The following is a 24,338-nucleotide window of genomic DNA, read 5'->3' on the forward strand; positions in this document are numbered from 1 at the left end:
CGACAGAAGCGATCACTTGCATACGAGCGTAGTGCTTGCATACAAGTAATAATTGGGATAGGGGTTGAGGATTGCCCCCTGGGAGGAGCCGCGCAGGCTTCTTGACCATCGGCGGCGACCTCGCACCCGGATCCGAGCATGTCGGTGACTGACAGCATGAGCGCCGTACGACCCGACCTCATCGAGAAGGTAACGGGGCGGGCAGAATACGTTACCGACCTTGTAATCCCGGGGATGCTGCACGGCTTTGTGGTTCGTTCGCCGGCTACTCACGCTCGCATCTCATCGATTGACGCGAGCGTTGCCAGGTCCGCGCCCGGCGTCGTCGACGTGCTCATCGGAGCGGATGTCGTCTCGTTCGGTTGCTGGGGTGTCGTGCTCAAGGACCGACCGATCATGGCAATCGACCGGGTCCGGTATGTGGGCGAGCCGGTCGCCGTGGTGATCGCTGAGACCATCGAGATCGCCGAAGCCGCCGCGGAGCTTGTCGAGATCGCGTACGACGAACTCCCTCATGCAACGACCATCCGTGAAGCGACGATGGCGGATGCGCCGCTCATCCATGAGCATCACGAAAACCTCGAAGACTTCTACTTCAAGGGCGGCGCCCGGCCGACACCGGGCAGCAACATCTTCCACACTTACAGGAACAACGTCGGAGATGTTGACGCCGCGGAGGCGGTCGCGGCGCACGTTCACGAAGACCACTTCACTTTTCCGGCAATCTCGCATTTCGCGATGGAGCCGCATGCGGTCATCGCCGACTTCCAGGGAGACTCCCTGACGGTCTGGGCAGGTGCGCAGACGCCGACCGCGGTTCAGAAGGTCCTGTCCAGGCTGTTCGGCCTGGCGCTGGCCAAGGTCCGCGTGATCGTCCCGTTTGTTGGCGGCGGATTCGGCGGCAAGGCATCTGTCAAGATCGAACCATTGGTCGCCGCCGCGTCCTGGAAGGTGCGGCGCCCGGTTCGGGTGGCTCAATCCATGGCCGAATCGATGCTCACCTGCCGAAGGCTCGGCGCTGACATCACGATTCGAACCGCGGTCGATGCCAACGGACGGATCCTCGCGAAGAGCGCCAGGCTTCGGCTCGACGGCGGAGCGTATTCAGATACGGGCTCAGCAGTCGCCACGAAATCGGCGAATCGCATCATGGGGCCATACGTGGTGCCGAACGTGCGGCTCGAAGCATGTGCGGTTTACACGAACACCGTCCCTGGCGCGGCATTCCGCTCAATCGGTGGCCCGCAGGCGGTTTGGGCCAAGGAATCGCACATGGACAATGTGGCGGCGGCAATCGGCATGGACCCGATCGAGTTCCGCATGCTGAACCTGGCCTCCCGTGGTGAGCGCATTCGCCCCGACCTGCGCGCGCTCGACATGGACATGAGCGAGTTGATCGGCCGGGTGACGCGGTCGTTCGCGCCGGACGCGCAACCCTCCAACCGCAAGGCGCATGGATTGGCGCTTGCCGCAACCGATCCGGCGAATACGCCGATCAGCAACGCGATCGTGCGTCTCAAGATCGATGGGTCGATTCTCGTTTCGGTCTCCAGCATCGAGGTTGGTCAGGGTGCGCACGCGACGATGGCCGAAATCGCGGCGCAGACATTGAAGCAGAAGGTGTCTGCGGTCACCGTCCTGCGCCCGGATACAGCGGTCGCTCCTTACGACTGGGGTACCGGCGCGAGCCGCTCGACCGTCGTCGTCGGCCTCTCTGTCGAGAGCGCCGCTCTCGACGCGGCCGATCAGATTCTCGACCTGGTTGCCGAGGTCTGGGAGCTCCCCCGCGACGGCCTGTCACTCGTCGAGGGAGGCGTCTCGACCGGTCCAGACGTTCTCACTTTCGATCAGATATTTCACCGCAGCCTGGGTGTCGATTCGGGAGAAGTCGTCGGCCGCGGCGCCATCACGCCGCGTTCGAAGAAAGGCTCCCTGGCGGAGTCACCTCTGTTCTGGGAGACATCCGCGGCTCTCGCAGAGATCGTGGTTGATGAGGAGACCGGCGAGATCCGTGTGCCTCGGTACGCCAGCGCCGCCGACGTCGGCCGTGTGATCAATCGCGTCGCCGCGGAAGGTCAGGATGAGGGCGCTGCTGTCATGGGGCTCGGTCACGCGCTTTACGAGGCGCTCGAGTTCGAGGACGGGCAACCCGTCAACGCGACGCCGATCGATTATTCGATACCGCGGATCACCGACGTGCCGCCCTCGTTCGACACGATACTTGTCGAAAACGGCGACGGCCCCGGCCCTGGCGGCGCCAAAGGAATGGGCGAGGGAGCAATCCTGCCGGTCGCACCGGCGATCGCCAACGCGCTGTTCGCCGCCTACGGCATCCGAATAACCGATCTGCCAATGACACCCGAAAAAGTGTGGCGCGCACTCCAGAAGAGGAACTGAACATGGAATTCAACATGTCAATGGCGGTGCCGGCGACCCCGGCGCAGCTTTGGAGCACGCTGCTCGACGTTCCACGCATATCGAGCTGCATTCCCGGGTGCGAAAGCGTTGAGGAAATCCAGCGGCTTGCGGCCTACAAAGCAACCGTCAAGCAGAAGATCGGTCCGTTCAAGCTCGAAGTGCCGGCTGACATCATCGTTGAATCGATCATCGAGCCGTCTCACGTGCGCACCCGCGCTACGGGCCGCGACAAGATCACAGGAACGCGGCTGGCCGTTATCCTCGACGTGACCGTCACGCAGGCCGGTTCTGGGTCCACATTTGCCGTGGACGCGAAGGTCGACGTGCAGGGCCGGCTTGCGAGCATGGGGTTCGGCATCATCAAACGCCGGGTCGATCAGAACTTCGAAGAGTTCGAGAGGCGGCTCAAAGAAATGCTTGGCGCGGCCTGATCATGCTGCCGTCACCCTTCCAATTCGAGCGGCCTTCGACGATTGCCGATGCCGTGCGTGCCGTCGGCAATTCCGGCGACGGCATGTTCTACGCCGGCGGGACCGAATTGCTGCTCGCGCTGAAAATGCGTGTCATCCGTGCAGACCGCCTCATCGATATCAAGGGTATCCCCGGGCTCGATTGCATTGTCGTCAACGGCGTGAACGAGATCGAGATCGGTGCACGCTGCACGCACAGGAAGATCAGCGGCGATCCCGTTATCCGCGAGCACGTGCCGGCGCTTGCGTCGCTCTGCGCCGAGGTCGCAAACACCAGGGTCCGGAACGTTGGAACAATCGGCGGCAATCTCTGCTTCGGAGAGCCTCACGCCGATCCGCCGACGATGCTCGCCGCCCTCAACGCGCGGCTGGTGCTCGAGGGACCCCGGGGCACGCGTGAAATTCACGCCGATGATTTCATCCGAAGCGAAATGGAAACGGTGCGCGATCCTGACGAGCTGCTGAGAGTGATCGTGTTCCCGCGGCCAGCGGGACCCGTAACCTATCGTCGGTTCAAGCATGGTGAGAGGCCATCCGTGAACGTCGCGATGGCCTGGTCGCTGAACGCCGACGGGAGCATGATCAGGAGCGCCCGTGTGCGGGTCGGCGCGCTTGGTTCGCGGCCACAGCCTTTGCTGGCCGTCGAGGATGCCCTCCGAAACGTAGCGGTAGCAGAGGCTCGTCAGGCGATTGAGACTGCTCTTTCCGCAGCGTTGGATCAGCTTGAAGTCAACGCCGATCGGCATGGCGGGGCCGATTACAAGCGTCATCTTGCAGGCGTGCTTCTTCTGCGTAGCGCCGATGAGGCTGTCACCGCCGGCGGGAGCTGGCTGAAATGACACAAGTATTGGCGATCTCCTTCTCGTTGAACGGCAAGACGATCGCCGTTGACGTCCCGGCACATATGCTCCTGATCGACCTCATTCGAGATCGTTTGGGCCTGAAGGGAACGAAACGTTCCTGCGACATGGAAGTGTGCGGCGCTTGCACGGTCCTCCTCGACGGCGAGCCGATCTCGAGCTGCACAACGCTCGCGGTCGATGTGGACCGGCGCGACGTCACTACAATCGAGGGTGTCACGCCGCCGGAGGGGCTATCCCCGATCCAGCAGGCGTTCGTGCTTCATGGCGGCCTGCAGTGCGGCTTCTGCACGCCCGGGTTCATCATGGCGGTCACGGCGCTCTTGAAGACCACGCCACACCCGACAGAGGCGGAAATCCGGCACTATCTCGACGGCAATCTTTGCCGCTGCACCGGTTACACCAAGATTTTCGAAGCCGTGAAGAGCCTTGCGGGTTGGCAGGATGCCGCTTGAAACCGCGCAAGACGGCGCAGCTACTTTCTGGAGGTACCATGAGTATTGATCAGGTCAAAAGAACGAGCGTCTTGATCGCGGGCGCCGGCATCGGCGGTTTGGCGATGGCGTTATCGCTGCTTCGACGCGGCATCGATTGCGACGTTTTCGAGCAGGCGTCCGAGCTGCGTGAAGTCGGCGCCGGCCTTTGGGTCTCCATGAACGGCGTGCGCGTACTTCGCGATCTCGGCCTCGCCGAGCAAGTCGAACAGAATTGCATCGCGGCCGAGCGACGTTCCATCCGGCTCTGGAACACCGGTGAAACGTGGTCCCTGTATGACCGGAGCACCGACGCAGCCCGTAACCAACCGTACCTTCTGCTGCGCGCGCACCTGTTGAAGATCCTTGTCGACGGTGTGCGGCGCGCGAAGAAGGACGCCATCCATCTGAACGCCCATGTTGTCGGATTCAGCCAGAGGCGGGACGGAATTTTGGCCCGGCTTGCGGACGGCCGCGAGATCGAAGGTCGGGCGCTGATCGGCGCCGACGGTTCGCATTCGAAGGTCCGAACCGGGATGATCGGCCAAATCGAAAGCCAGTACACCAACGCAATCGCCTGGCGTGGTCTGGTGCCGGTCGACCGCCTCGAGCCGCATCAGCGCGAGCCCGTGGTGTCGACATGGATCGGCCCGACCGCGCATGTCACGGCATATCCGGTCCGTTGGCAGAACACGGAATTGATGACGTTCTCGGGTCAGGTCGATCGCAACGACTGGCTCCTGGAATCCTGGTCGGAGAAAGGATCTGTCGAGGAGTGCCTGAAGGACTTCGTGGGCTGGCATCCCGACATCATCGCGCTCGTCAGCAATGTCGAAAGCCTTCACAAGTGGGGCCTGTTCGTGCGGCCCACGCTGGCTGGTTGGTCGCAAGGACGGGTCACGCTTCTTGGAGATGCGTGCCATTCCATGCTGCCATATCTCGGTCAGGGAGTGAACATGGCGCTGGAGGACGCCTCCGTTCTCGCCCGATGCCTCGAGCAGCACCCAGACGATCCAGCAAGAGCTTTCCAGACATATCAGAGCCTGCGCCTGGATCGCACAACCAGGGTTGTGAACTCCGCTGCCGGGATGCTGCCGATCTTTCATAACTCGGCGCTCTCCAGGGCCGAAACGGCGGGAGACTACATCAGGACGCAGTGGGCGCCGGAAGCGACCGCCGCTCGTTACGACTGGATCTACCAGTACGACGCGACCGCCGTTCCTCTTCATTGACATTTCTCCCCACGAGCACCGGTGCACAAGGATGATCGGCAAAGAGCAGCCCTGGGACAGGGTGATACCGCTCGAAGAGCGCGAGACCTATGCGATCGCAGGATTGGGTGGCGCGGCTGGATTCGGCAAGCGGCCCGCGCTCCTGGTGATTGACGTGCAGTACCGCTCGGTCGGTGACCGGCCGATGCCGATCCGCGAGGCGATCAAGCAATATCCAACCAGTTGCGGTGAGGCCGGTTGGCAGGCCATGGCGCAGATTTCAGATCTGATACGGTTGTTTCGCGGCAGAAGATGGCCGGTGATATTTCCGCATGTCGCCTGCAAGGTCAGCCATGACCAGGGGGCATTCGCGGCAAAAATCCCGGGCATCATGCAGATTCCGCCCGAGGGCCACGACTTTGTTCGCGAGGTGGCTCCAGAGCCGGGAGAACTGCTGCTGCCAAAGACGCAGGCAAGCGCATTCTTCGGCACCCCGCTCACGACGTATCTCGTCGGGGCCGGGATCGATTCACTGGTGGTGACCGGCTGCACGACAAGCGGCTGCGTCCGGGCATCGGTCGTCGATGCCTGCGCGCTGAATTTCAAATCAATCGTGCCGAGCGATGCCGTCTACGATCGTTCGCCGACTTCGCACGCCGTCAACCTGTTTGATATAGCCAGCAAGTACGCAGATGTGATGCCCACCTCGGAAGTCATCGAGCGGCTTCATGCGCTGCCGGCGGATCGTACGCAGGATCGCTCGACGTGAGTGTCGCCCTGGTTCCCGGTCTGCTCTACGGCGCTCACGTGCGCGCAAACGGCATCCGCCAGCATTACTTGCGCTTCGGCGGAGCCGGTCCCGCCATCATCATCGTCCCGGGAATCTCGACGGCCGCGGCACAATGGGCGTTCATCGCGGAACGTTTATGCATCGGACATGACGTCTATGTACTCGACGTCCGGGGGCGCGGCCTTTCCGAAAGCGGGCCGCATCTCAATTATTCGCTGGATGCCTGCGCCTCCGATCTGGTCTCGTTCGCCGAGGCGCTGGAAATAGGCGCGTATACCCTGCTCGGCCACTCCATGGGCGCCCGGATCGGAATCCGTGCCGCGCGCTGGCGGCCATCGTCCATGAGACAGTTGATCCTGGTCGATCCGCCGGTCTCCGGACCCGGACGCCGCGCCTATCCAAGTCCGATCGGGCCTCTTCTCAAGCTGCATCATAGCGCAAGCCTTGGAGAGGCGGACGCGGCGCTGCGCAGCCCGTCTGCGCCGCGCTGGCCCGAAAAGCACATTCGTGCCCGGGCCGAGTGGATGCACACCTGCGACGAGCGCGCCCTGATCGAAAGTCACAAGGGCTTTCATCACGATGACATTCACAACGATCTCGCCGACCTCAGCGTCCGCACCTGGCTGCTCGTTGCAGGCAAAGGCGACGTCATCCGTCCCGAAGATGAGAGAGAGATTCAAAGATTATTGCCGTCCATCGAGATCAAGCGACTGGAGAGCGCAGGTCACCAAATGCACATCGACGACACGGAAGGCTTCCTTTCGATCGTCAGCGACGTCCTCGCCTGACCGCTCGAAAGACCGGTCGGAGCGCTGCGAACACATGCCCGGCAAAGGAGATGACTGAAGATGACCCGGCAACGCATCGATGTTGAAATGCTCGAACTGTTCAAGGCCGAACTTGCACTCTGCAAGGTGAGGGAAGGCGAGGTCGTGGCTGTCTTGAGCGGCGGCGAGGATCAGTCGGAGTATGCCCAGACGTTCATGCTGGCCGCGCGGAGCCTTGGCGCGACAACCTTCCACCTCAATGTTCCAAAGTACGGCCAGAGCAAGGTTGCTGGCCAGCAGGGCAGACACGCGTTGAGCGGCAACCAGCCGGCGATCGACACGCTCAAGCGCGTGGATATGGTGATTGATCTTCTGGGCCTGCTGTTCTCGCGCGAGCAGCTCGAAATTCAGGAGGCGGGCACGCGCATTCTGCGCGTCATGGAGCCGTTCCACATTCTCAAGAAGATGTTCCCGACTGAGGATCTCCGCCGGCGGACCGAGCTCTCACGAACGCTCCTGCAGTCAGCCAGAACCACGCGCATCACGTCGCCGGGCGGAACGGATGTGACCTACGGCCTCAAGCAGTATCCGGTCATTTCCGAGTACGGATACACCGATGAACCGGGCCGCTGGGATCATTTCCCGTCAGGATTTGCTTTCACGCAAGCCACGGATGGGGACGTCAACGGCACTGTCGTTCTGATGCCGGGCGACATTCTCTGCGCATTCAAACGCTACATCCAGTCTCCGGTCACGCTCACCATCAAGGACGGCTACATCGTCGACCTCAAGGGCGATGGCACCGACGCGACGCTCATCAGGAACTATATCGACAGTTTCGGCGATCCGCGCGGTTGGGCAATCTCGCATATCGGCTGGGGATCGAATGAGCGCGCCGACTGGCACCATATAGCTGCATCTCAGCAGCTCGCGTCGGAGCACATCATGAATGCGCTTTCCTTTTATGGAAACGTTCTGTTCTCGACGGGACCGAATACCGAGCTTGGCGGCACGAACGACACGCCGTGTCATCTCGATATCCCGCTTCGCGGCTGCAGTCTCTGGCTCGACGATATCCACATCCTCGACAAGGGCGAGTTTGCCTACCCGGAGTTGAGGGCGCCCGGCCGCTAGGCCTCGCCATCGAACCGGGACCCGGAGCCGCGGTCGCGGCTCCCAATGACGCGGAAAGCGTTTCGGCGACGATCATCCACTGTTCAGCTCTTTCAACGGGAACGCATTGCATGTCTAAAACCGTCTCAGGCGTGGAAGATTACACGGCCAGGCAACGCTATTCGATCATGATCTCGGCGATGCTGGGATACATTCTCGACTTCTACGATGTCCTGATCTTTCCGTTTCTCCTGCCCGCGATCCAGCGCTCAATGTCGCTATCGTTGACCGAGATCGGCTCTTTGCAGGCCCTGACACTCTTCGGGTCGGCAATCGGCGGGGCCCTGTTCGGCGTCATCGGTGATCGCCTTGGCCGAAAGACCTCGCTTCAGCTCACGATCGCGCTGTTCTCGGTCGCGGCGATTATTTCCGCATTCGCATGGAATTATTGGTCGCTCGCGGTGCTGCGGTTCATCACCGGCATCGGTCTTGGCGGCGAGTACGGCGTTGGCATGGTGCTTTTCAACGAGGCCTGGAAGAAAGGCAGCCGCGGCCTGGGCGCGGCTGCGCTGCAGGGCTGCGCCGTGATCGCATCGTCCACTGCGTCGATCGTCGGAATCTGGCTTATCGCGACGTTCAGCGACGAGTGGAGCTGGCGCATCGGCCTGCTGAGTGGCGGAGTGCCAATCCTGCTGATCATTTTCATCCGCTTCTTCATGCCTGAATCGAAAATCTGGCTGGAGTACGAGGCCCAACGCAAGGCCGGTCAGGTTGCTGAGGCGGCCCGCACTCTTCCCCTGGCCGATCTGTTCCGCAACGGGCTGGCGCGCCAGACCGTCACTGCCTGCGTGTGGCTGATGAGCTACATGCTTTGCTACTACAGTATCGTCTCCTTCATTCCGACGCTGTTGCTCCGGGACATGCACACGCCGGGCGACGTGGTTCGCACCACGGCCGTTCTTCTTTCCGTGGTCAGCGGCATCTGCTATCTCGCCAACGGCTTTTTCAACGACAGGGCTGGCCGCCGGTTCGGTGCTCTCGTGCCGGCATTGTTCTGGATCGGATCCCTGGTTGGGATGGTAGTGTGGGGAGGTCAACTCTACGCCGGCTCGAAAGCCGAGTGGCCGATGTTCTGGCTCTATATCGGATTCGGGATTGGCAACGTTGCGCTCGGTGTTACGGGCGTCTGGATATCGGAACTCTATCCGGTCAATCTGCGTGCGACGGCGGTGTCTACATTCTATATGGGCGGTCGCGGCCTTGGCAGTATCGCGCCGGTTATTGTGCCCCTTGCGGCCGCTCATTTCGGCGGAAGCCTGCTAAACGGCATGGTTGCCGTGGCCCTTCCCGCTGCAGCTGTCTTCGTTCTTGCCTCTCTTCTGCTTCCTGAGACGCTCGGTCGGGATTTGTCCGCGAAGGGCTTCAAGGCCGACGCGGACTCGGAGCCGGCGATGAAGGCTGCTCCGGTCTCGAGCGTATGATGCACTCGTGAAATGACGAGCAACCGGCGCGATGAGAGCTTGGCGCGCTCACCTCGCCGGCCCGGCACGCAAGTTGGAATCCGCTGCCGGGCCGTCGATAGGGACAAATGACGTCTAATCGAGATCAATAAGTCACTGAGTTTTCTCAGGCCAGGGCTGACTCTTAATTTGCCGGTCGATCGATTTCAGGAGGCGGTGCTTCAAGCTGCCCCAGATTTTGGCCACTCTCGTTCGCGCCCAGGACGCCGCAACGAAGTGGGATGAAACGGCCGTGAACAGAACGCGACCGCTGAGGCCGTTACATCAAGAAAGATCAATAGGGCTATCCCACAGTCAGATCGCAACTTGAATCGAATGTCGGTATCGGTGGTTGGGCCTCTAGGATTTGAACCTACTAGGGGGTCGACCAGGCAGCGGGTTCCGGTGGCCATAAGGTGCTTCCCAGTCAATTAGGCTGCCAATGCCAAAGCAGGCTCCCGCCATCGCGGATTTTGCGATGTACCGAAGCTCCCCCACCGTGCCGAGCGCTCACGCCACCATGCTGGAGTACGATCTTGTACGATTGCGTTCGCTTGATGCTCGGCGCGAAGAGCGCTCGCGAATTTCTCTCCGTCCCCACAACCACCGATGCTTGCGATAATAAGCGATCCTGGGCGCCCGCCTCCGAAGGGAAGTCGGCGCACTTCTTGCCGGCGGTAGATGGGGGAATCGCGGCTAATTAGGAGGCCGGCGGAAACGATCGCCCGAGTTCTATGGAGCACAGCCTTGCGAGGATGGCTAAGAGCTCTGCCGAAAATTGGCGGCGACGAAGTGAGTCACCTTGGGCTGGGCCGCAGCGCCAAACTCCTGGATCGCGTCCTGAACGGCTCTGTCTGCGTTCGTCACGCGCTGGTGCTGTCGCAGGTGCTCGAGCCATGACGCTACCATGAACGTTTCCAGGAAGCGCCCGCTTTCGGCGGCGTCCTCGAAGACGTCCCACGAATAGGCGCCGTCCCGCCGTCGTTGTTGTTCCAAATCTCTGATATGGATGAGGAAAGATTCACGGCGTTCTGGAGCGATGCGGTACTCGACCGTAACCAGGACTGGCCCGCGGTCGGCGGCTGCGTCGATCGCCAACACAGGTGCCGGCCAATGCATCGAGGGCGCAAGATCGACTCCCGCACCTGTCTGAAGCTTCCAACGCCAGGTGAGTGCGATTCCCGCGATGGCGCCCGCAGCGGCGAGGAAATGCGCTGCGGGCAAACCGATTCCTGAGGCAAGCTGTCCCCAAAGTGCGCTGCCGGCGGTCATCGCTCCAAAGAACACGGTAACAAAAATGGCTAATCCGCGGCCGCGCACCCAATCCGGCAACGAGACCTGAACTGAGACGTTTACCGTCGCGAGGACGGCGATCCATGAAATGCCTGCGATCAGGCATGCCGCGAGTGCGATCTCTGAGTAACGCGCGAGGCCCAGGAGGATCAGACTGAGCGCAGTGCCGGCGGTGCCGGCAGCGACGAGCCCGTCGGACCCGAAGATCGCCTTCATCCAGGACAGCATGAACGCACCGACGACGGCGCCCACGCCGATCGCGCCGAGTAAAAAGCCGTAGAGTTCTGGACCGCCTGCGATCTGATTGCGCGCGACGAGTGGGAGCAGCGCCCAATAGGCGCTCGCGAAAAAGAAGAACGCTGCCGCCCGAACGAGTGTGGCACGGAGCCTCGGATTGAATCGTGCGTGGCGGAAGCCGATCACCATGGCGCCGGCGAGACGTTCTGATGGCAGTGCGCTTCCTTGCGAGGACGCCGGGCGCCACCAAAGCAGCGCTCCGATCACGGCGAAATTGCTCAGCGCGTTGATCCAAAAGGGTGCTGCGATGCCCAACCCGCCGATGACCGCGCCGCCCAGCGCCGGCCCGATAGCCCTGCTGATGTTGACGCCTACGCCGTTGCTGGCGACGGCCGCTGCCAGATCCTGCCTCGGGACAAGCTGCGGGACAACCGATTGCCATGCCGGCGCGGTAAATGCCGCGCCTACGCCAAGCAGAAACGTGAACAGCAGCAGGATGGGAGGGGTGACGAGGTTAAGCCCGACGAGCACGGCGCTTGCTGCCGCGACGATCGTAAGGACGATCTCACAACCGATCAGAAAACGGCGCTTGTCGACCGTATCCGCCAGCGCGCCGGCCGGGAGCGCGAACAGAAACATTGGAAGGCTGCTCGCAACCTGAACCAGGGAGACGGTAAGTGGATCGGCATCGAGGCTGGTCATTAGCCATCCGGACGCCGCGTTGTACATCCACGTGCCGACGTTGGCGACGACGGTCGCGGTCCATACAACCGTGAAGGTGGCATGGCGAAATGCGATCCATGGAGAAGCGCTGCGCGAGGCTTCCGATGGGGTTGGTTTCTCGTTGGCTGAAGACATCACGTTCACTCGACCCATCAAACTGTGCCCGCGAAGGCTGCCGGCGATCGTCCAATTGTCCGGATTTCCGCCGTCAGTCACGCGTTGGATTCAAAACCGTGGTGTAATTGGCAGGCAACCATTCGAACCGGCCGTCGACCGATCGGACGTGTCCGATACCCGGAAATGCGATGTGAGCTGCCGCGATCCAGGATGCAGTCCGGGCGCTCTGAGCGAAGACCCCCATTCGTTCCGCCTCCGCCGAGATCGGATCGTTATCGTAGGCCACCGTCACGGCGGGGTCAGGAAATTGGATTGGCGCCACGTGGACGAGATCGCCCCAAACGAGAAGCGTTTGCCCTTCGCTGGAGATTTCGTACGACGTGTGGCCAGGCGTGTGCCCAGGAGTGGGGATCGCCCGGATCCCCGGCGAGAGTTCCTGGCCCTCCGAGAAGGGCCTAAGCCGGCCCGCCTCCAGATAGGGCTTTAACGAAGCGCGGTCGCCCTCGAACATCGGCTTGAGAAATTTCGGGGCTTCGTTCTCGTTCTTGGCGTCGAGCCAGTAGTCCAGATCCTTCTGATTGACCCTGATGATGGCATTGGGAAATGCGGGCTTTCCTTGAGGCGCGATACCTCCGACATGATCCGCGTGAAGGTGCGTCAGATATATCTCGTCGATCTGCTCCGGCTTGTATCCGGATGTCCTAAGGTTTTCCAGCAGGTGTCCGCAGCATGCGCCATATAGACTGCCGGCGCCGCTGTCGATCAGAATGAGCTTCTCTCCCGTGTTCACCAGGAAGGCATTGATCGAGCCCTCCACGGGAGCAGAGAGATCAGACCCCGCGAGCAGGGCCTCGGCTTTGCCGGGATAACTCTCCGCAAGCTTCACGGCTTTCCGTTCGCCGCCAGGCATCGTCTCGTTTCGTGTCATCACATCGTGGACGGGAAATGGATGCGTGCCGTCGAGCAAAGCTGTTATTTCCACGTGACCAAGCATCATGCGGTAGAAGCCTGGTGCCTGGGCGCGGACCTGCGGAGCACCGGCATCCGCCTGCTCATGGGACAACAGCGATATGAGCGCCAAGAGCGCGACGGTGCGGATGGGCTTCATTTCTTGTCCTCATCTTCAGATGCCAGCTCAGTTGCGGGCGTCTTAGCCGTTCCAGCCGTTCAGGAAACCGAGAAGCAGCCTGTTGACGGCTTCCGGTTGTTCTTCTTGCGGAAGGTGGCCGCAGCGTTCGATTGGAGCCGCGGTGAGGTTTTCTGCCATCTCGCTCCAGATCGCCTTCATATCGAACAGGCGGCCGACGGCACCGAAGTCCTGTCCCCAGAGCGAGAGCACGGGGCATTTGATCTTCTTGTCGGCATCTTCGAGGTCCTGCGCGACATCTTCCGCGCTCGCTCGATAATCGGCCATCGCGCCCCGGACAGCACCGGGGGCTCTATAGGCTTTCACATAGGTTTCAAACGCCTCGCCGGTGATCGTCGATGGATCGTGGCACCAATCGGAGAAGAAGTGCCGCAGCCAGATATCTTCCCGACCCGCGATCAGCGCCTCCGGAAGATCCGGAATTTGGTGGAACATGAAGAACCAGTATTCGCGGGCGACTTTGGCTTTCATTTCGCGCGCGACTATCCGCGTAGGGACGTTGTCCATCACGACCAGACGATCGACGAGATCGGGATGGTCCTTGACGAGACGCGTCGCGACCCGGGCGCCACGGTCGTGTCCGACAAGCGCGACCCGTCCGATCCCGAGCACCTTCAACAACTCGACAATATCATTGGCCATTGTCCGCTTGTCGTAGCCACTTGCAGGCTTGTCGGTTTCCCCGTATCCGCGAAGATCCGGAGCGATCACCCGGTACCGCGGCGCAAGCGCCGGAATCTGGAAGCGCCAGGCGAAGTTGGTCTCCGGAAAGCCGTGCAGAAGCACGACCGGCGGCCCGTCTCCAGCATCCAGGTAGAACTGCCTGATGCCGTTGGCACGGCACGTGGTCCGATTTATCGTGGTCACGGATCTGCCGCTCCCGTAGAGTTACGGGCTGCAATGGTTAGGCCGATCGGCCGGGGAGTCATTGCAGGATTTCAGCGCGCTTTGCACGATTGCGTCGCGGTAGCGCCAGGAAGCACTACAATTGCCTCGGCAAGCGGTCGGTTTTCGGGAGAAAGTCCAAGACGAGGGACCAGGTTCCAGGTTGTGTATGTGCTACGACCGGCAACCGCAACGAGAACAAGGCCGGCCAGGCAGGTATGACGCATCAGGTCGCGGATTGGGAATAAGCCAAGTGAACGCGCGAGGAATTCACCACGTTACAACGATCGTCGGCGACGTAAGGCGCGCGGCCGACTTCTATCGAGGCGTACTAGGGCTCAAGCGGGTCAAGAAGACCGTCTGCTACGACGATCCAGGCAGTTACCATGTCTATTATGGCGCCGATCTCGGTTCTCCAGGGACGGTGATAAGCACCCTTGCCTGGAACTGCGTGACAGCAGGATTGGTCGGGGTCGGCGAAGTCGTTCAGACCGCATTTCGGGCGCCGCCGCATTCTCTCGGTCGGTGGGCCGATCGCCTGGATTCGTGTGGTGTACCCAGCAGGTCGCAGGTGTCGCCCTTTGGAGAGCGAATGCTCTGTTTCGCGGACCCCGATGGAACATCACTGGCATTGGTCGAGACATTGGATGATCCATCGTCGGAGGTCCATCAAGACGGGCCAATAGTTCGCCCGCTCGATGGCCTTCATGACGTGACGCTCAATGTCCGCGAGGAGGACGCCACGGTCGAAATCCTCGAGAAGGTCTTCGACTTCGGGCTTGTGTCGAGGAAGGATGGTTCTATCCGCTTGGCTGCGCACGGCGGACCGGGAGGCGCCATCACCTTGCGTGTGATCGGGAAGTCCTCGCGGGGACGGCTCGGCGGAGGTACCATCCGCCACGTTGCCTTTCGCTCGAGGGATATCGACGATAGGTCGGAGATGGTCGAGAAGTTGCGCTCGGCATACGGCATGGCGGTAAGCGATCCGATCGAGCGAACCTATCTAAGCGCCGTAGGTTTCCGTGCGCCTTGCGGGGTCCTTTTCGAGATCGCCACCGACGGCCCAGGATTCGTGGTCGACGAAGCGCCCGAGCGCTTGGGGGAACATCTCAAGCTGCCCGCTTTCCTCGAAGATCGCCGCCCCGAATTACAGGCGATCCTGCCTCCACTCAGCTAGGTGCCCTAGCGGCTCGCTTCGCCTTTCCTTGTCGGACTGCGGTTTCCGCAGACTTTTCTCGAGTGGCCCTGCCCTCCATGAAATCGGTAAGGCGAGGGCAAACGAAGTCGAGGAACGCCTTCACCCGGAACGGCAGACGCGGCCCGCCGTGATAAAGCGCGTGGATCTGCTCGTCGTCGCCAACGGCGCCATTGAGCACCTCGATCAGTCGGCCGGCAGCTATGTCGTCGCGGATGTGATAGTCGGCGAGCCTGGCGATGCCGACGCCTGCGATGGCCATTCTCTTCAAGGTTTGGGCATTGTTCGCGACGAGCGGGCCATTGACCATCCGGTCTACGATACGGCCACTCTCCTTCAGGGGCCAGACCGGTGCCGACCGTCGGAAGTTGAACCCCAGGCACTTGTGATGGGAGAGATCCTCGACCTTTTTGGGTTCGCCCATGCGGTCGATGTAGTCGGGCGATGCGACGATCCGCCTCTTCACGACCCCGATGCGTCTGGCGACCATCGCCGAATCCTGCAGAGGGCCCACGCGGAAGGCGACATCCGTCCGATCGAGATAAAGATCGACGACCTCATCGGAGAGTGAAATATCGATCACGATCTCGGGGTGGGCCTTCCAAAAGGCCGGGAGCAAGGGTTCGAGACCAAGGATACCGAACGAGATAGTCGTGTTGACGCGAATTGTCCCGCCAGCCGTCGTCGCTCCCCTGGAAATCCCTCGTTCGATCCCGTCAAGTTCGGCAACAAGCGCCAGGCTTTTCTCATGATATATCCGCCCCTCGGCTGTCAGCGCCAAACGCCGCGTCGAGCGCTCGAAAAGCCGCACGCCGAGCCGCTCTTCGATTCGCCCGATAAGCTTGCTGACCGTCGACGGTGCCATCAAGAGCCTGCGTGCAGCGTCGGAATAGTTGCCGGCCTCCACTACGCGGAGGAAGACCTGCATTTCACCGATCCGATTGTCCATGTCATAACCATCTGTGAAGTGACTTCACAAATAATGTGGAGTTCGGATGGATTATCAAGTCCGGGTTTCCTCACCTATCGTGAGGCATCGTTTCCTTTCCTGCGACAATTTCCGATAAGCACGTTTGCTATCGGCGGTCGTCGGATCGAAGTCTTGAACGAAGACGATTATCTCTCTAAGAGAGAATCGTTGTGCGGACGCGATCGGTGAGGGGTGACTATGGACGTTCCAATGAAGGAAGGTTCTGATCGCGCGACCGGCGGCTTCTATGGTCGTCGTCTCAGTGAACACCTCGGTATGGAGGGTGACTGTCTGCTTCGCGTCCATCGCGAGGGACAATTGGCGCTCGCGATGACGCGACTGACGTGCTCTAGTTTCGTGCGGGAGCGGACGGCGGCCATACCTTCCGAGCCGGCCTTCAGCATTCTGCATCAACTGGGCGATCTTGAGCGGCATTCCTGCTGGCTCGCTGGCAAGCCGAGATATTCGGGCGCCTTCGGCGCCGGGACCGTCAGCGTCATCAACCTGATGGACAACCCCCAGTGCGAATTCAGGGGGCCGTTCGATGCCGTCCAATACTACATACCGACGAGCGCTCTTGACGAATTCGCCCGCGAACATGGAGCTAAGCCGGTGGCGACGCTCAAGTGGGGCAGGGACCAGCGCGACCCGTACCTTTCCACATTGTCGAGCGTGCTTCTCAGCGCTGTCGAGCAGGAGCCGGCCAACAATCAGCTCTTCATCGACCAGATCGGGTTGAGCTTGATCGCCCATTTTGCGCAGACCTACGGCGGCCTGCGTCCGCAGGACAGCGCGGTAGGCGGGGGCCTTGCGCCCTGGCAGGAGCGTCGCGCGAAGGAAATCATGCGGGCACGGCTTGCCAGCGGCCTGACGATTGCCGACGTAGCTGCGGAATGCAAATTGACACCCAGCCACTTCGCAAGATCGTTCCGGCGCAGTACGGGTATCGCTCCCCACGAATTCCTCTCGCAACTCCGGATCGAAGAAGCCAAACGTCAGATGCTGAGTACGAAGCTTCCGCTCGCCGACATTGCGCTTATCTGCGGCTTCGGCGACCAGAGCTACTTCACCAGGGTCTTCTCGCGCAGCGTAGGAGCAAGCCCCGGTGCCTGGCGGCGGGCCCGGACGGAAGGCTAGGTCCGGACTCGCGGCACCTCAGGCGGGGTGTATCATATCGCGTGCATAAGCTAATCCGATCCCATATCCGCCGGCATGTGTCTCGACGATGGCGCGAGCGCCGTCGTAAGTTTCGTGCCGCGTCCAGTCGCGCTGCAATTCTAGCAGAACCTGAATCCACGATGTCAGGTGAGCCCCAGCGGCCTCCATCCGGCTGAGGGCGAGTTCGTGGCTTGCGGAAGTGAGCCCTCCGCAGGCATCGCCGACGACATAGACTTCCAAGCCGGCCGACAGGGCCGACAAAACGGCGAATGTCACGCACGCCTCGGTGAGCAGACCTGAAACGATAAGGCGTCCGCGGCCGGTAGCGAGGACGGCGTCACGCGCCTTCTCGTCCTCCCAAACGTTCATGCTGCGGCGGTCGATCGGCTCGATGCCGGGCAGCGCCGACTTGACGGCCGGCATCAACGGGCCGCTGTACACCTTTGTCGCGGAAGTCGATGCGACGACAGGCAAACCGAACACCGTCGCGGTCTTCGCGAGCGCGACGACATTGTTCATGAGCGCCTGCCGGTCGATTGATCCGACTCCAAATGCCAGGCCGGCCTGTTGGTCGACCAGAAGCAGCGCGCAGTCTTTCGGCTCCAGTAAGCGGAGGGGATTCGACGCCATTCGATCTCTCCGCTACGACTTTAGGAATGCGAGCAGGTCCGCGTTGACCTGATCGGCGTGCGTCGTCGTGGTGGCGTGCGGAGCGCCTGGGTAGGTCTTAAGCTTGGCGCCTTTGATCATCTCGGCGGCCAGCTTGCCCGTATAGGGGAACGGAACGACCTGGTCGTCCTCGCCATGGACGACCAACGTGGGGACGTCGATCTTGGCCATGTCGGGCCGGAAATCGGTTTCCGAGAATGCGGTTACACAATCGAATGTTGCCTTGATCGACGCCTGAAGGGCTATCTGAAGCGTCTGTTTGAACACGCCCTGCGACACCTTCATTCCGTGGTTGGTCCCGTAAAAGAGGGGATTGAAGTCGTCGAGGAACTGCGGGCGATCCTTAATCAGGCCGGCCTTGATGCCGTCGAATACCGATTTGTCGACGCCGTCATGGTCTGCGGTCTTGACGAACAGCGGCGTGACGCAGCTCAGCAGCACGAACTTCGAGACACGCGCAGAGCCGTGTCGGGCCACGTAGCGGGCGATGTCTCCGCCGCCCATCGAGAATCCGACGAGCGTAGCCTCCTTCAGGTCGAGATGCTTGATGAGTTCTGCGATGTCGTCGGCGAAGGTATCGTAATCGTAGCCCGTCCAGGGTTGGCTGGAACGGCCGAATCCCCTCCGATCGAATGCCACGGTCCGGTAGCCGCGCTCCGCAAGGAATAGCATCTGTGCGTCCCACATATCGGCGCTCAGCGGCCAACCATGGCTGAACAGGACGGGCTTTCCGCTTCCCCAGTCCTTGTAATAAAGCTCGGTATCGTCCCGTAGTTTCAGCAAGGCCATCGATCGCTCCCTTGGCGCGTGACAAAGGCCGGTGCGTCGCTTTCGACGCCTCGGTCCTCCTAAGCGCAAAGCGTCGCCAAAGAAGGGGCGCTTGGCTTGGACTATCTGCGCGTCCTTTGGACATGCTGGCGATCTTGGTCGGGGTGGCGGGAATTGGGCATGCTCGGCAAATGGTCGCACACGGACATCGGGCCGGAGTCCAAGCGACGACGAAATCGTCCAAGCTCCCGCGATGACCAGGGTTCAGGATGGGCTCGCTTGCACCCACCCGCTTTCGCCGATCGATCACGATCGTAAGGAGACCTTCTCGATGTCGAAACTCGATATGCTCACCCCGGACAATAGCGCCATTGCGCTGATCGACTATCAGCCGGCCATGTTCCAAGGTGTTCAATCGCACGACCGCTTGGTCACGATTAACAACGTTCAGATCCTGGCAAAGGCTGCCAAGCTGTTCAAGATTCCGACCGTGCTGACTACGGTTGCACGGGATTCGTTCTCTGGCCCCTTCATTCCGGAAGTCACCTCGCTGTTTCCGAAGCATGACGTCATCGACCGCACGTCGATGAATTCCTGGCTCGATGCGAACTTCCGCAAGGCGGTCGCCGCTACCGGTCGCAAGAAATTCGTGCTGGCCGGTCTCTGGACGGAGGCGTGCGTAATCTTCCCGACCTTGGACATGCTTAAGGAAGGCTACGAAATCTATATCGCCGCCGACGCTTGCGGAGACCTCTCGCTTGAAGCGCATAACCGCGCAATGGAGCGCGCCATTCAGGCGGGCGCGGTCCCCATCACTTCGTCCCAGTATGCCTACGAGCTTCAGCAAGACTGGGCGCGCACCGAGACCTACGAAGGGATGATGGACATTCAGCGCGCGCATTCCCCCTACGGAATTCAGATCCGCTTCTCGAAGTGGGCGCTCGGCGAGCACGCTTCCGAGGGCGGCGCCAAGGCCGGCTAGAGTTCCTCTAATCGCGGATAACCGGGATGAAAATCTACCTGTTGTCGCTCGGCGCCGGCCTTCTGGTCGGCGTCATCTACAGCTTGATGAACGTTCGCTCACCCGCTCCTCCGCTGGTCGCCTTGGTTGGGCTGCTTGGCATCCTTGCGGGCGAGCAGATCGTTCCCGTCGCTCGGCAGTTGCTGTCCGGACATGGGCTGGCTTCCGCTTGGCATCAAGCAAGGAGCACGACCCACATGTTCGGGATGTTGCCCGGACGTCACAGCGAACAACCAGCCAAGACGACCAAGTTAGAGGCCCTGGAGAAGCAATCATGACCACTACGCCAGATGTCATTCTACACCGTGGCCTGTTCACAACTCTCGATCGCTCGAATCCGACCGCTTCCGCGGTTGCCATCGCCGACGGCCGCTTCGTTGCCGTCGGCCACGACCATGAGGTCATGAAGCTCGCGGGGCCGACCACGAAAGTCGTCGATCTGAAAGGGCACCGTGTTCTGCCCGGCCTGATCGACAACCATCTCCACATCATCCGTGGCGGCCTAAACTTCAACATGGAGCTCCGGTGGGACGGCGTACGTTCGCTCGCCGACGCGATGAATATGCTGAAGCGGCAGGTCGCCGTCACTCCGCCACCGCAGTGGGTGAGGGTGGTCGGTGGGTTCACTGAACATCAGTTCGCCGAAAAGCGGCTCCCGACGATCGACGAGCTCAACGCAGTTGCTCCGGAGACGCCGGTCTTCCTGCTCCATCTTTACGATCGGGCCATCCTGAACGGGGCAGCGCTGCGCGCCGTCGGTTACACCAAGGACACCCCGGAACCGCCGGGCGGCGAAATCATGCGGGACGCGAAGGGCAATCCGACGGGTTTGCTGCTGGCCAAGCCGAACGCCAACATCCTCTACGCCACGCTCGCCAAAGGTCCCAAGCTGCCTTTCGACTACCAGGTCAACTCGACCCGCCATTTCATGCGAGAGTTGAACCGTCTGGGCGTCACTGGCGCCATCGATGCGGGCGGCGGATTCCAGAACTATCCGGAAGACTATGCCGTCATCCAGAAGCTCAACGATGAGGGTCTTCTGACCATTAGGCTCGCCTATAACCTCTTCACCCAGAAGCCCAAGGGCGAGAAGGATGACTTCCTGAACTGGACGAAGACTTCGAAATACAAGCAGGGCAACGACTACTTCCGGCATAATGGCGCGGGCGAGATGCTTGTATTCTCTGCCGCGGATTTCGAGGATTTCCGCGTCGCACGACCGGACATGCCGCCGGAGATGGAAGGTGAACTCGAGGAAGTCGTGCGGGTTCTTGTCCAGAACAAGTGGCCATGGCGGCTGCACGCGACCTATGACGAGACGATCTCGCGCGCGCTGGACGTGTTCGAGCGGGTTGATCAGGACATGCCCTTGCAAGGCCTTCACTGGTTCTTCGACCACGCCGAGACGATCTCTGATCAGTCGATCGACCGCATCGCGGCGCTGGGCGGCGGCATCGCCGTGCAGCACCGGATGGCCTATCAGGGCGAATACTTCGTCGAAAGATACGGGGCGGGGGCCGCCGAGGCGACGCCGCCGGTCAAGAAGATCATCGACAAGGGCGTCAAGATATCGGCCGGCACAGACGCCACTCGCGTGGCTTCTTACAATCCATGGGTCTCGCTGTCATGGCTGGTCACCGGCCGCACCGTCGGCGGATTGCGGATCACGCCGCAACGCAACTGCCTGGATCGCGAGACAGCGCTGCGGATGTGGACTGAGAACGTAACGTGGTTCTCCAATGAGGAGGGCAACAAGGGCCGGATCCAGGTTGGTCAACTCGCCGATCTCGTCGTTCCGGATCGTGACTACTTCTCCTGCAGCGAGGCCGAGATAGCCGACACGACGTCCGTGTTGACGATGGTGGGTGGCAAGATCGTGTTCGGCGCAGGCGACTTTTCGAAACTGGAGGCGGTTACCCCGCCGCCGGCCATGCCCGACTGGTCGCCGGTCAGGCGCTTCGGCGGCTATGCCGCATGGGCCGACGACAAGGCGAAGGAAGGCGGCCTCGCCATGAAGGCTGCGCAGATGTGCGGCTGCGCCAACTCGTGCGGCGTGCATGGACATGATCACGCCTCGGCATGGTCGAGCCGTCCCCCCATTTCCGACCTCAGAAGCTTCTGGGGCGCTCTCGGGTGCGCCTGCTGGGCGGTCTAAGATGATGTCCGAAGACTCACCGGGCTGGGTTTCCGCGATTCTCCGCTGGCCACTCTTGTGGCATGCGGCCAGACTGGCGCTTGTGTCGGCGTACGTGATCGGCGGCTTCACCAAGCTGCTTGACTTCGCGGCGGCGGCGGTCGAGCAGGAACATCTCGGTCTTCATCCAGGATGGCTGTGGGCAGCTGCAGCCATCGTGGTCGAACTCGGCGGCTCCCTGCTTGTCGTCATCAACCGCTTCGTCTGGCTCGGTGCCGGTGGGCTCGGCGTTCTCACGTTCGTCGCGATGCTCACCGCCAACGCGTTCTGGACCATGACCGGCCATGAGAGATTCATGACCACGAACGCCTTCTTCGAACACCTCGGTCTGATTGCAGGCCTCGTTGTCGTATCGATTGTTTCCGACGCGCGTTCCGCCTGGCGCAGTCCTGTTGCACGATCTCAAGCTACTCAAGGAGTCTCTCGATGAAACCGACAAGGATATTGGTTCTGCTCGCATTCGCGGCGGCTGTCGGAGCAACCGCGCCGGTCGCGGCAAGGGACGCGGCGAAGTCGCGGGAGACCACAGTTGCGGTCGCTCCGCAGTACGACACGACCCACGTCTACGTCGCGCCCGAGGATGTGGATAAGTTCGCGACAAGCTTCCTCGCGACCTTCGGCGGCAAGAGCACCAAGCAGGTGGTGGCGACCGTTACGCCAACTCCGAGCAGCACCACGTCGCAACTGCTGCAAACGCCAGTCGGAACCGTCTCGCTGTTCGGCTTCAAGACGCCGATCCCGTATCCGTTCGGTGCCGAGCGCAACGGCTACCTCGTCACCGACATCGACGAGGCGATCAAGGCGGCGCGAACTGCGGGCGCGGACGTGATCGTGTCGACCTTTCCGGACCCTATCGGACGGGATGCCGTGATCCAGTGGCCTGGCGGTGTCAACCTTCAGATCTACTGGCACACGACGAAGCCGGACTACGCTCCCTTCGAGCGGATTCCGGAGAACCGCGTCTATGTCTCGCCCGACCGGGTCGCGGCGTTCACCCGTGGTTTCCTGGCGTTTTCGCGGGGCAAGATCGTGTCCGATGACGCGAAGGCGCCCGGAGCAGAGATCGGCAGGCCGGAGGCGACCTACCGCCGGATCCGGATCGAATCCGCCTTCGGGAAGATGGTCGTGCTGGTCACGGACGGTCATCTACCCTATCCCTATGGACGGGAGACGACAGGCTACGAAGTGAGTGATCTCGCCGCCACGCTGGCCAAGGCGAAAGGGGCGGGCGCCTCGGTGGTCGTCGAACCCTACACGTCGGACGGTCGCTCCGCGGCGTTCGTCGTGTTTCCAGGAGGCTATGTCGCTGAGATCCACTCGCTCGCACAGAAGAGTGCGGCGCGGGCCGTCGGCAAGTAGGAGTTGATGAGCGTCAATGGCGGATCGGGTTGATCTGTGCGGTTTCTTGGTCCTTCTGGCGCTCGCGACTTTCGGTGCCGGAGCCGACCGCGCACTCGCGGACGAAGGAGATGCCGCACCTCCAAAGCGACCCGCTATCCAGGCGAACCGCTGGGCGGAGGATTGGTCGGTTCTCGCCGATCCAAGGCTGCGCACCGAGCCGTTCGACGAACTGAAGTACATTCCACTTTGGGCTACCGATCCCAAGAGCTACATTTCGCTGGGCGCAACGTTGCGGGAGCGCTTCGAGAGTAACAATGCAGCCGGCTTCGGCACCGGCAACACGCCATCCGATAGCTACTTCCTGCAACGGCTGCAGGTCCATGCCGACATCCACTTCAACGAAAATTGGCGTGCGTTCGTCCAGTTGGAGGATGATCGGGCCTTTCACAAGTTCAACGTCACTTCGGTCGATCAGGACAGGCTAGACCTTCGTCTGGCCTTCGTCGAATACGTCAACACGTTCTCGGGTGGTACCTTGAAGGCGCGTGCCGGACGACAGGATTTTGCCTTCGACCTGCAGCGTTTCGTATCGTCACGGGATGGGCCGAACGTCCGGCAGTCGTTCGATGCGCTCTGGGCTGACTGGGAGACCGGCGTCTGGCGGTTCATCGGCTTCGTCAGCCGTCCGGTCCAATATTTCGATGGTCGTCCGTTCGACGACACGTCCAACGACAGCTTCCGCTTCAGCACGTTGAGGGTCGAGCGCAAGGTGCTCGGCGACAAGGAGCTGTCGGCCTACTACTCGCTGTACGAACGGAACAACGCCAAGTACCTCGACGCGTTCGGCGACGAACACCGGCACGTCTTCGATGTGCGCTTCGCGGGCAACGCCCAGCACATCGATTGGGATCTTGAGGCCATGGGCCAGGTCGGCCAGGTGGCCACGGCAGATATTCGCGCCTGGGCCGTAGGTGCGCGGACGGGCTACACTTTTGCAAGCGCGCCTTGGCAGCCTCGGC

23 protein-coding genes are annotated in these 24,338 nt (G+C 61.5%); 17 read left to right on the forward strand and 6 right to left on the reverse strand.

What is annotated here, in order from left to right:
• Positions 1-138: 138 nt before the first annotated feature.
• The 9 genes from H8A92_RS23130 to H8A92_RS23170 all read left to right on the forward strand — a co-directional run bounded on the left by H8A92_RS23130 (position 139) and on the right by H8A92_RS23170 (position 9,583).
• A complete protein-coding gene (locus tag H8A92_RS23130) occupies positions 139-2,397 on the forward strand; it encodes a xanthine dehydrogenase family protein molybdopterin-binding subunit (protein ID WP_229197901.1) in 2,259 nt (752 codons plus the stop codon).
• Between the two features lie 2 nt (positions 2,398-2,399).
• Positions 2,400-2,849 carry an SRPBCC family protein gene (locus H8A92_RS23135; protein ID WP_229197902.1) on the forward strand — a complete coding sequence of 150 codons (450 nt, stop codon included), beginning with the start codon at positions 2,400-2,402 and terminating at the stop codon, positions 2,847-2,849.
• Between the two features lie 2 nt (positions 2,850-2,851).
• Positions 2,852-3,727, forward strand: coding sequence for an FAD binding domain-containing protein (locus H8A92_RS23140; protein ID WP_229197903.1), 876 nt, complete (start codon positions 2,852-2,854; stop codon positions 3,725-3,727).
• A complete protein-coding gene (locus H8A92_RS23145; protein WP_229197904.1) occupies positions 3,724-4,203 on the forward strand; it encodes a (2Fe-2S)-binding protein in 480 nt (159 codons plus the stop codon). Before H8A92_RS23140 ends, H8A92_RS23145 begins: the two co-directional genes overlap by 4 nt.
• A 38-nt stretch (positions 4,204-4,241) precedes the next feature.
• Positions 4,242-5,453 (forward strand): FAD-dependent monooxygenase, encoded by a 1,212-nt coding sequence (locus H8A92_RS23150; RefSeq protein ID WP_229197905.1) that lies wholly within the window; start codon positions 4,242-4,244, stop codon positions 5,451-5,453.
• A 31-nt stretch (positions 5,454-5,484) separates the two neighbouring features.
• On the forward strand, positions 5,485-6,201 hold the full coding sequence (locus H8A92_RS23155) for an isochorismatase family protein (RefSeq protein ID WP_229197906.1): 717 nt from the start codon (positions 5,485-5,487) through the stop codon (positions 6,199-6,201).
• Entirely contained in the window at positions 6,198-7,010 is an 813-nt protein-coding gene (locus H8A92_RS23160; RefSeq protein ID WP_229197907.1) for an alpha/beta fold hydrolase, read from the forward strand. Before H8A92_RS23155 ends, H8A92_RS23160 begins: the two co-directional genes overlap by 4 nt.
• A 60-nt stretch (positions 7,011-7,070) precedes the next feature.
• Positions 7,071-8,123, forward strand: coding sequence for a 2,5-dihydroxypyridine 5,6-dioxygenase NicX family protein (locus H8A92_RS23165; protein WP_229197908.1), 1,053 nt, complete (start codon positions 7,071-7,073; stop codon positions 8,121-8,123).
• Positions 8,124-8,233: 110 nt separating this feature from the next.
• A complete protein-coding gene (locus tag H8A92_RS23170) occupies positions 8,234-9,583 on the forward strand; it encodes an MFS transporter (protein WP_229197909.1) in 1,350 nt (449 codons plus the stop codon).
• A gap of 777 nt (positions 9,584-10,360) precedes the next feature.
• On the opposite strand, the gene H8A92_RS23175 is transcribed toward H8A92_RS23170, so the two are convergent.
• The 3 genes from H8A92_RS23175 to H8A92_RS23185 all read right to left on the reverse strand — a co-directional run bounded on the left by H8A92_RS23175 (position 10,361) and on the right by H8A92_RS23185 (position 13,904).
• Positions 10,361-11,989: an MFS transporter gene (locus H8A92_RS23175; protein ID WP_229197910.1), complete on the reverse strand. Its 1,629-nt coding sequence runs from the start codon at positions 11,987-11,989 to the stop codon at positions 10,361-10,363.
• Between the two features lie 73 nt (positions 11,990-12,062).
• Positions 12,063-13,079, reverse strand: a complete 1,017-nt coding sequence (locus tag H8A92_RS23180) for an MBL fold metallo-hydrolase (protein ID WP_229197911.1) — start codon at positions 13,077-13,079, stop codon at positions 12,063-12,065.
• A 42-nt stretch (positions 13,080-13,121) separates the two neighbouring features.
• Positions 13,122-13,904, reverse strand: coding sequence for an alpha/beta fold hydrolase (locus H8A92_RS23185; protein WP_338026602.1), 783 nt, complete (start codon positions 13,902-13,904; stop codon positions 13,122-13,124).
• Positions 13,905-14,256: 352 nt separating this feature from the next.
• On the opposite strand from H8A92_RS23185, the gene H8A92_RS23190 reads away from it, so the two are divergent.
• Complete coding sequence (locus H8A92_RS23190; protein WP_229197912.1) at positions 14,257-15,180, forward strand: ring-cleaving dioxygenase; 924 nt, start codon at positions 14,257-14,259, stop codon at positions 15,178-15,180.
• Here H8A92_RS23190 and H8A92_RS23195 read toward each other — a convergent pair.
• On the reverse strand, positions 15,173-16,147 hold the full coding sequence (locus H8A92_RS23195) for a LysR family transcriptional regulator (protein ID WP_229197913.1): 975 nt from the start codon (positions 16,145-16,147) through the stop codon (positions 15,173-15,175). The two genes, H8A92_RS23190 and H8A92_RS23195, sit on opposite strands and share 8 nt — an antisense overlap.
• A 231-nt stretch (positions 16,148-16,378) precedes the next feature.
• On the opposite strand from H8A92_RS23195, the gene H8A92_RS23200 reads away from it, so the two are divergent.
• Positions 16,379-17,305 (forward strand): helix-turn-helix domain-containing protein, encoded by a 927-nt coding sequence (locus H8A92_RS23200; protein ID WP_229197914.1) that lies wholly within the window; start codon positions 16,379-16,381, stop codon positions 17,303-17,305.
• 18 nt (positions 17,306-17,323) lie between these two features.
• Here the strand turns inward: H8A92_RS23200 and H8A92_RS23205 are convergent, their stop codons facing one another.
• On the reverse strand, positions 17,324-17,956 hold the full coding sequence (locus tag H8A92_RS23205; RefSeq protein ID WP_229197915.1) for a hydrolase: 633 nt from the start codon (positions 17,954-17,956) through the stop codon (positions 17,324-17,326).
• 12 nt (positions 17,957-17,968) lie between these two features.
• Positions 17,969-18,784 carry an alpha/beta fold hydrolase gene (locus tag H8A92_RS23210; RefSeq protein WP_229197916.1) on the reverse strand — a complete coding sequence of 272 codons (816 nt, stop codon included), beginning with the start codon at positions 18,782-18,784 and terminating at the stop codon, positions 17,969-17,971.
• 310 nt (positions 18,785-19,094) lie between these two features.
• Between H8A92_RS23210 and H8A92_RS23215 the strand changes: the two genes are divergently transcribed.
• The 6 genes from H8A92_RS23215 to H8A92_RS23240 form a co-directional block, all read left to right on the forward strand.
• Positions 19,095-19,745 (forward strand): hydrolase, encoded by a 651-nt coding sequence (locus H8A92_RS23215; RefSeq protein WP_135173297.1) that lies wholly within the window; start codon positions 19,095-19,097, stop codon positions 19,743-19,745.
• 26 nt (positions 19,746-19,771) lie between these two features.
• Positions 19,772-20,062, forward strand: a complete 291-nt coding sequence (locus H8A92_RS23220; RefSeq protein ID WP_229197917.1) for a XapX domain-containing protein — start codon at positions 19,772-19,774, stop codon at positions 20,060-20,062.
• Positions 20,059-21,939, forward strand: coding sequence for an amidohydrolase (locus H8A92_RS23225; RefSeq protein WP_229197923.1), 1,881 nt, complete (start codon positions 20,059-20,061; stop codon positions 21,937-21,939). Before H8A92_RS23220 ends, H8A92_RS23225 begins: the two co-directional genes overlap by 4 nt.
• Position 21,940: 1 nt before the next feature.
• Positions 21,941-22,408, forward strand: coding sequence for a DoxX family protein (locus H8A92_RS23230; protein ID WP_229197918.1), 468 nt, complete (start codon positions 21,941-21,943; stop codon positions 22,406-22,408).
• Entirely contained in the window at positions 22,405-23,337 is a 933-nt protein-coding gene (locus H8A92_RS23235; RefSeq protein WP_229197919.1) for a VOC family protein, read from the forward strand. Before H8A92_RS23230 ends, H8A92_RS23235 begins: the two co-directional genes overlap by 4 nt.
• A gap of 16 nt (positions 23,338-23,353) precedes the next feature.
• On the forward strand, positions 23,354-24,338 hold a 985-nt coding region (locus tag H8A92_RS23240), incomplete at its 3' end, for an alginate export family protein (RefSeq protein WP_229197920.1).

The sequence above is a fragment of the Bradyrhizobium acaciae genome, from assembly GCF_020889785.1.
GTDB lineage: Bacteria > Pseudomonadota > Alphaproteobacteria > Rhizobiales > Xanthobacteraceae > Bradyrhizobium > Bradyrhizobium acaciae.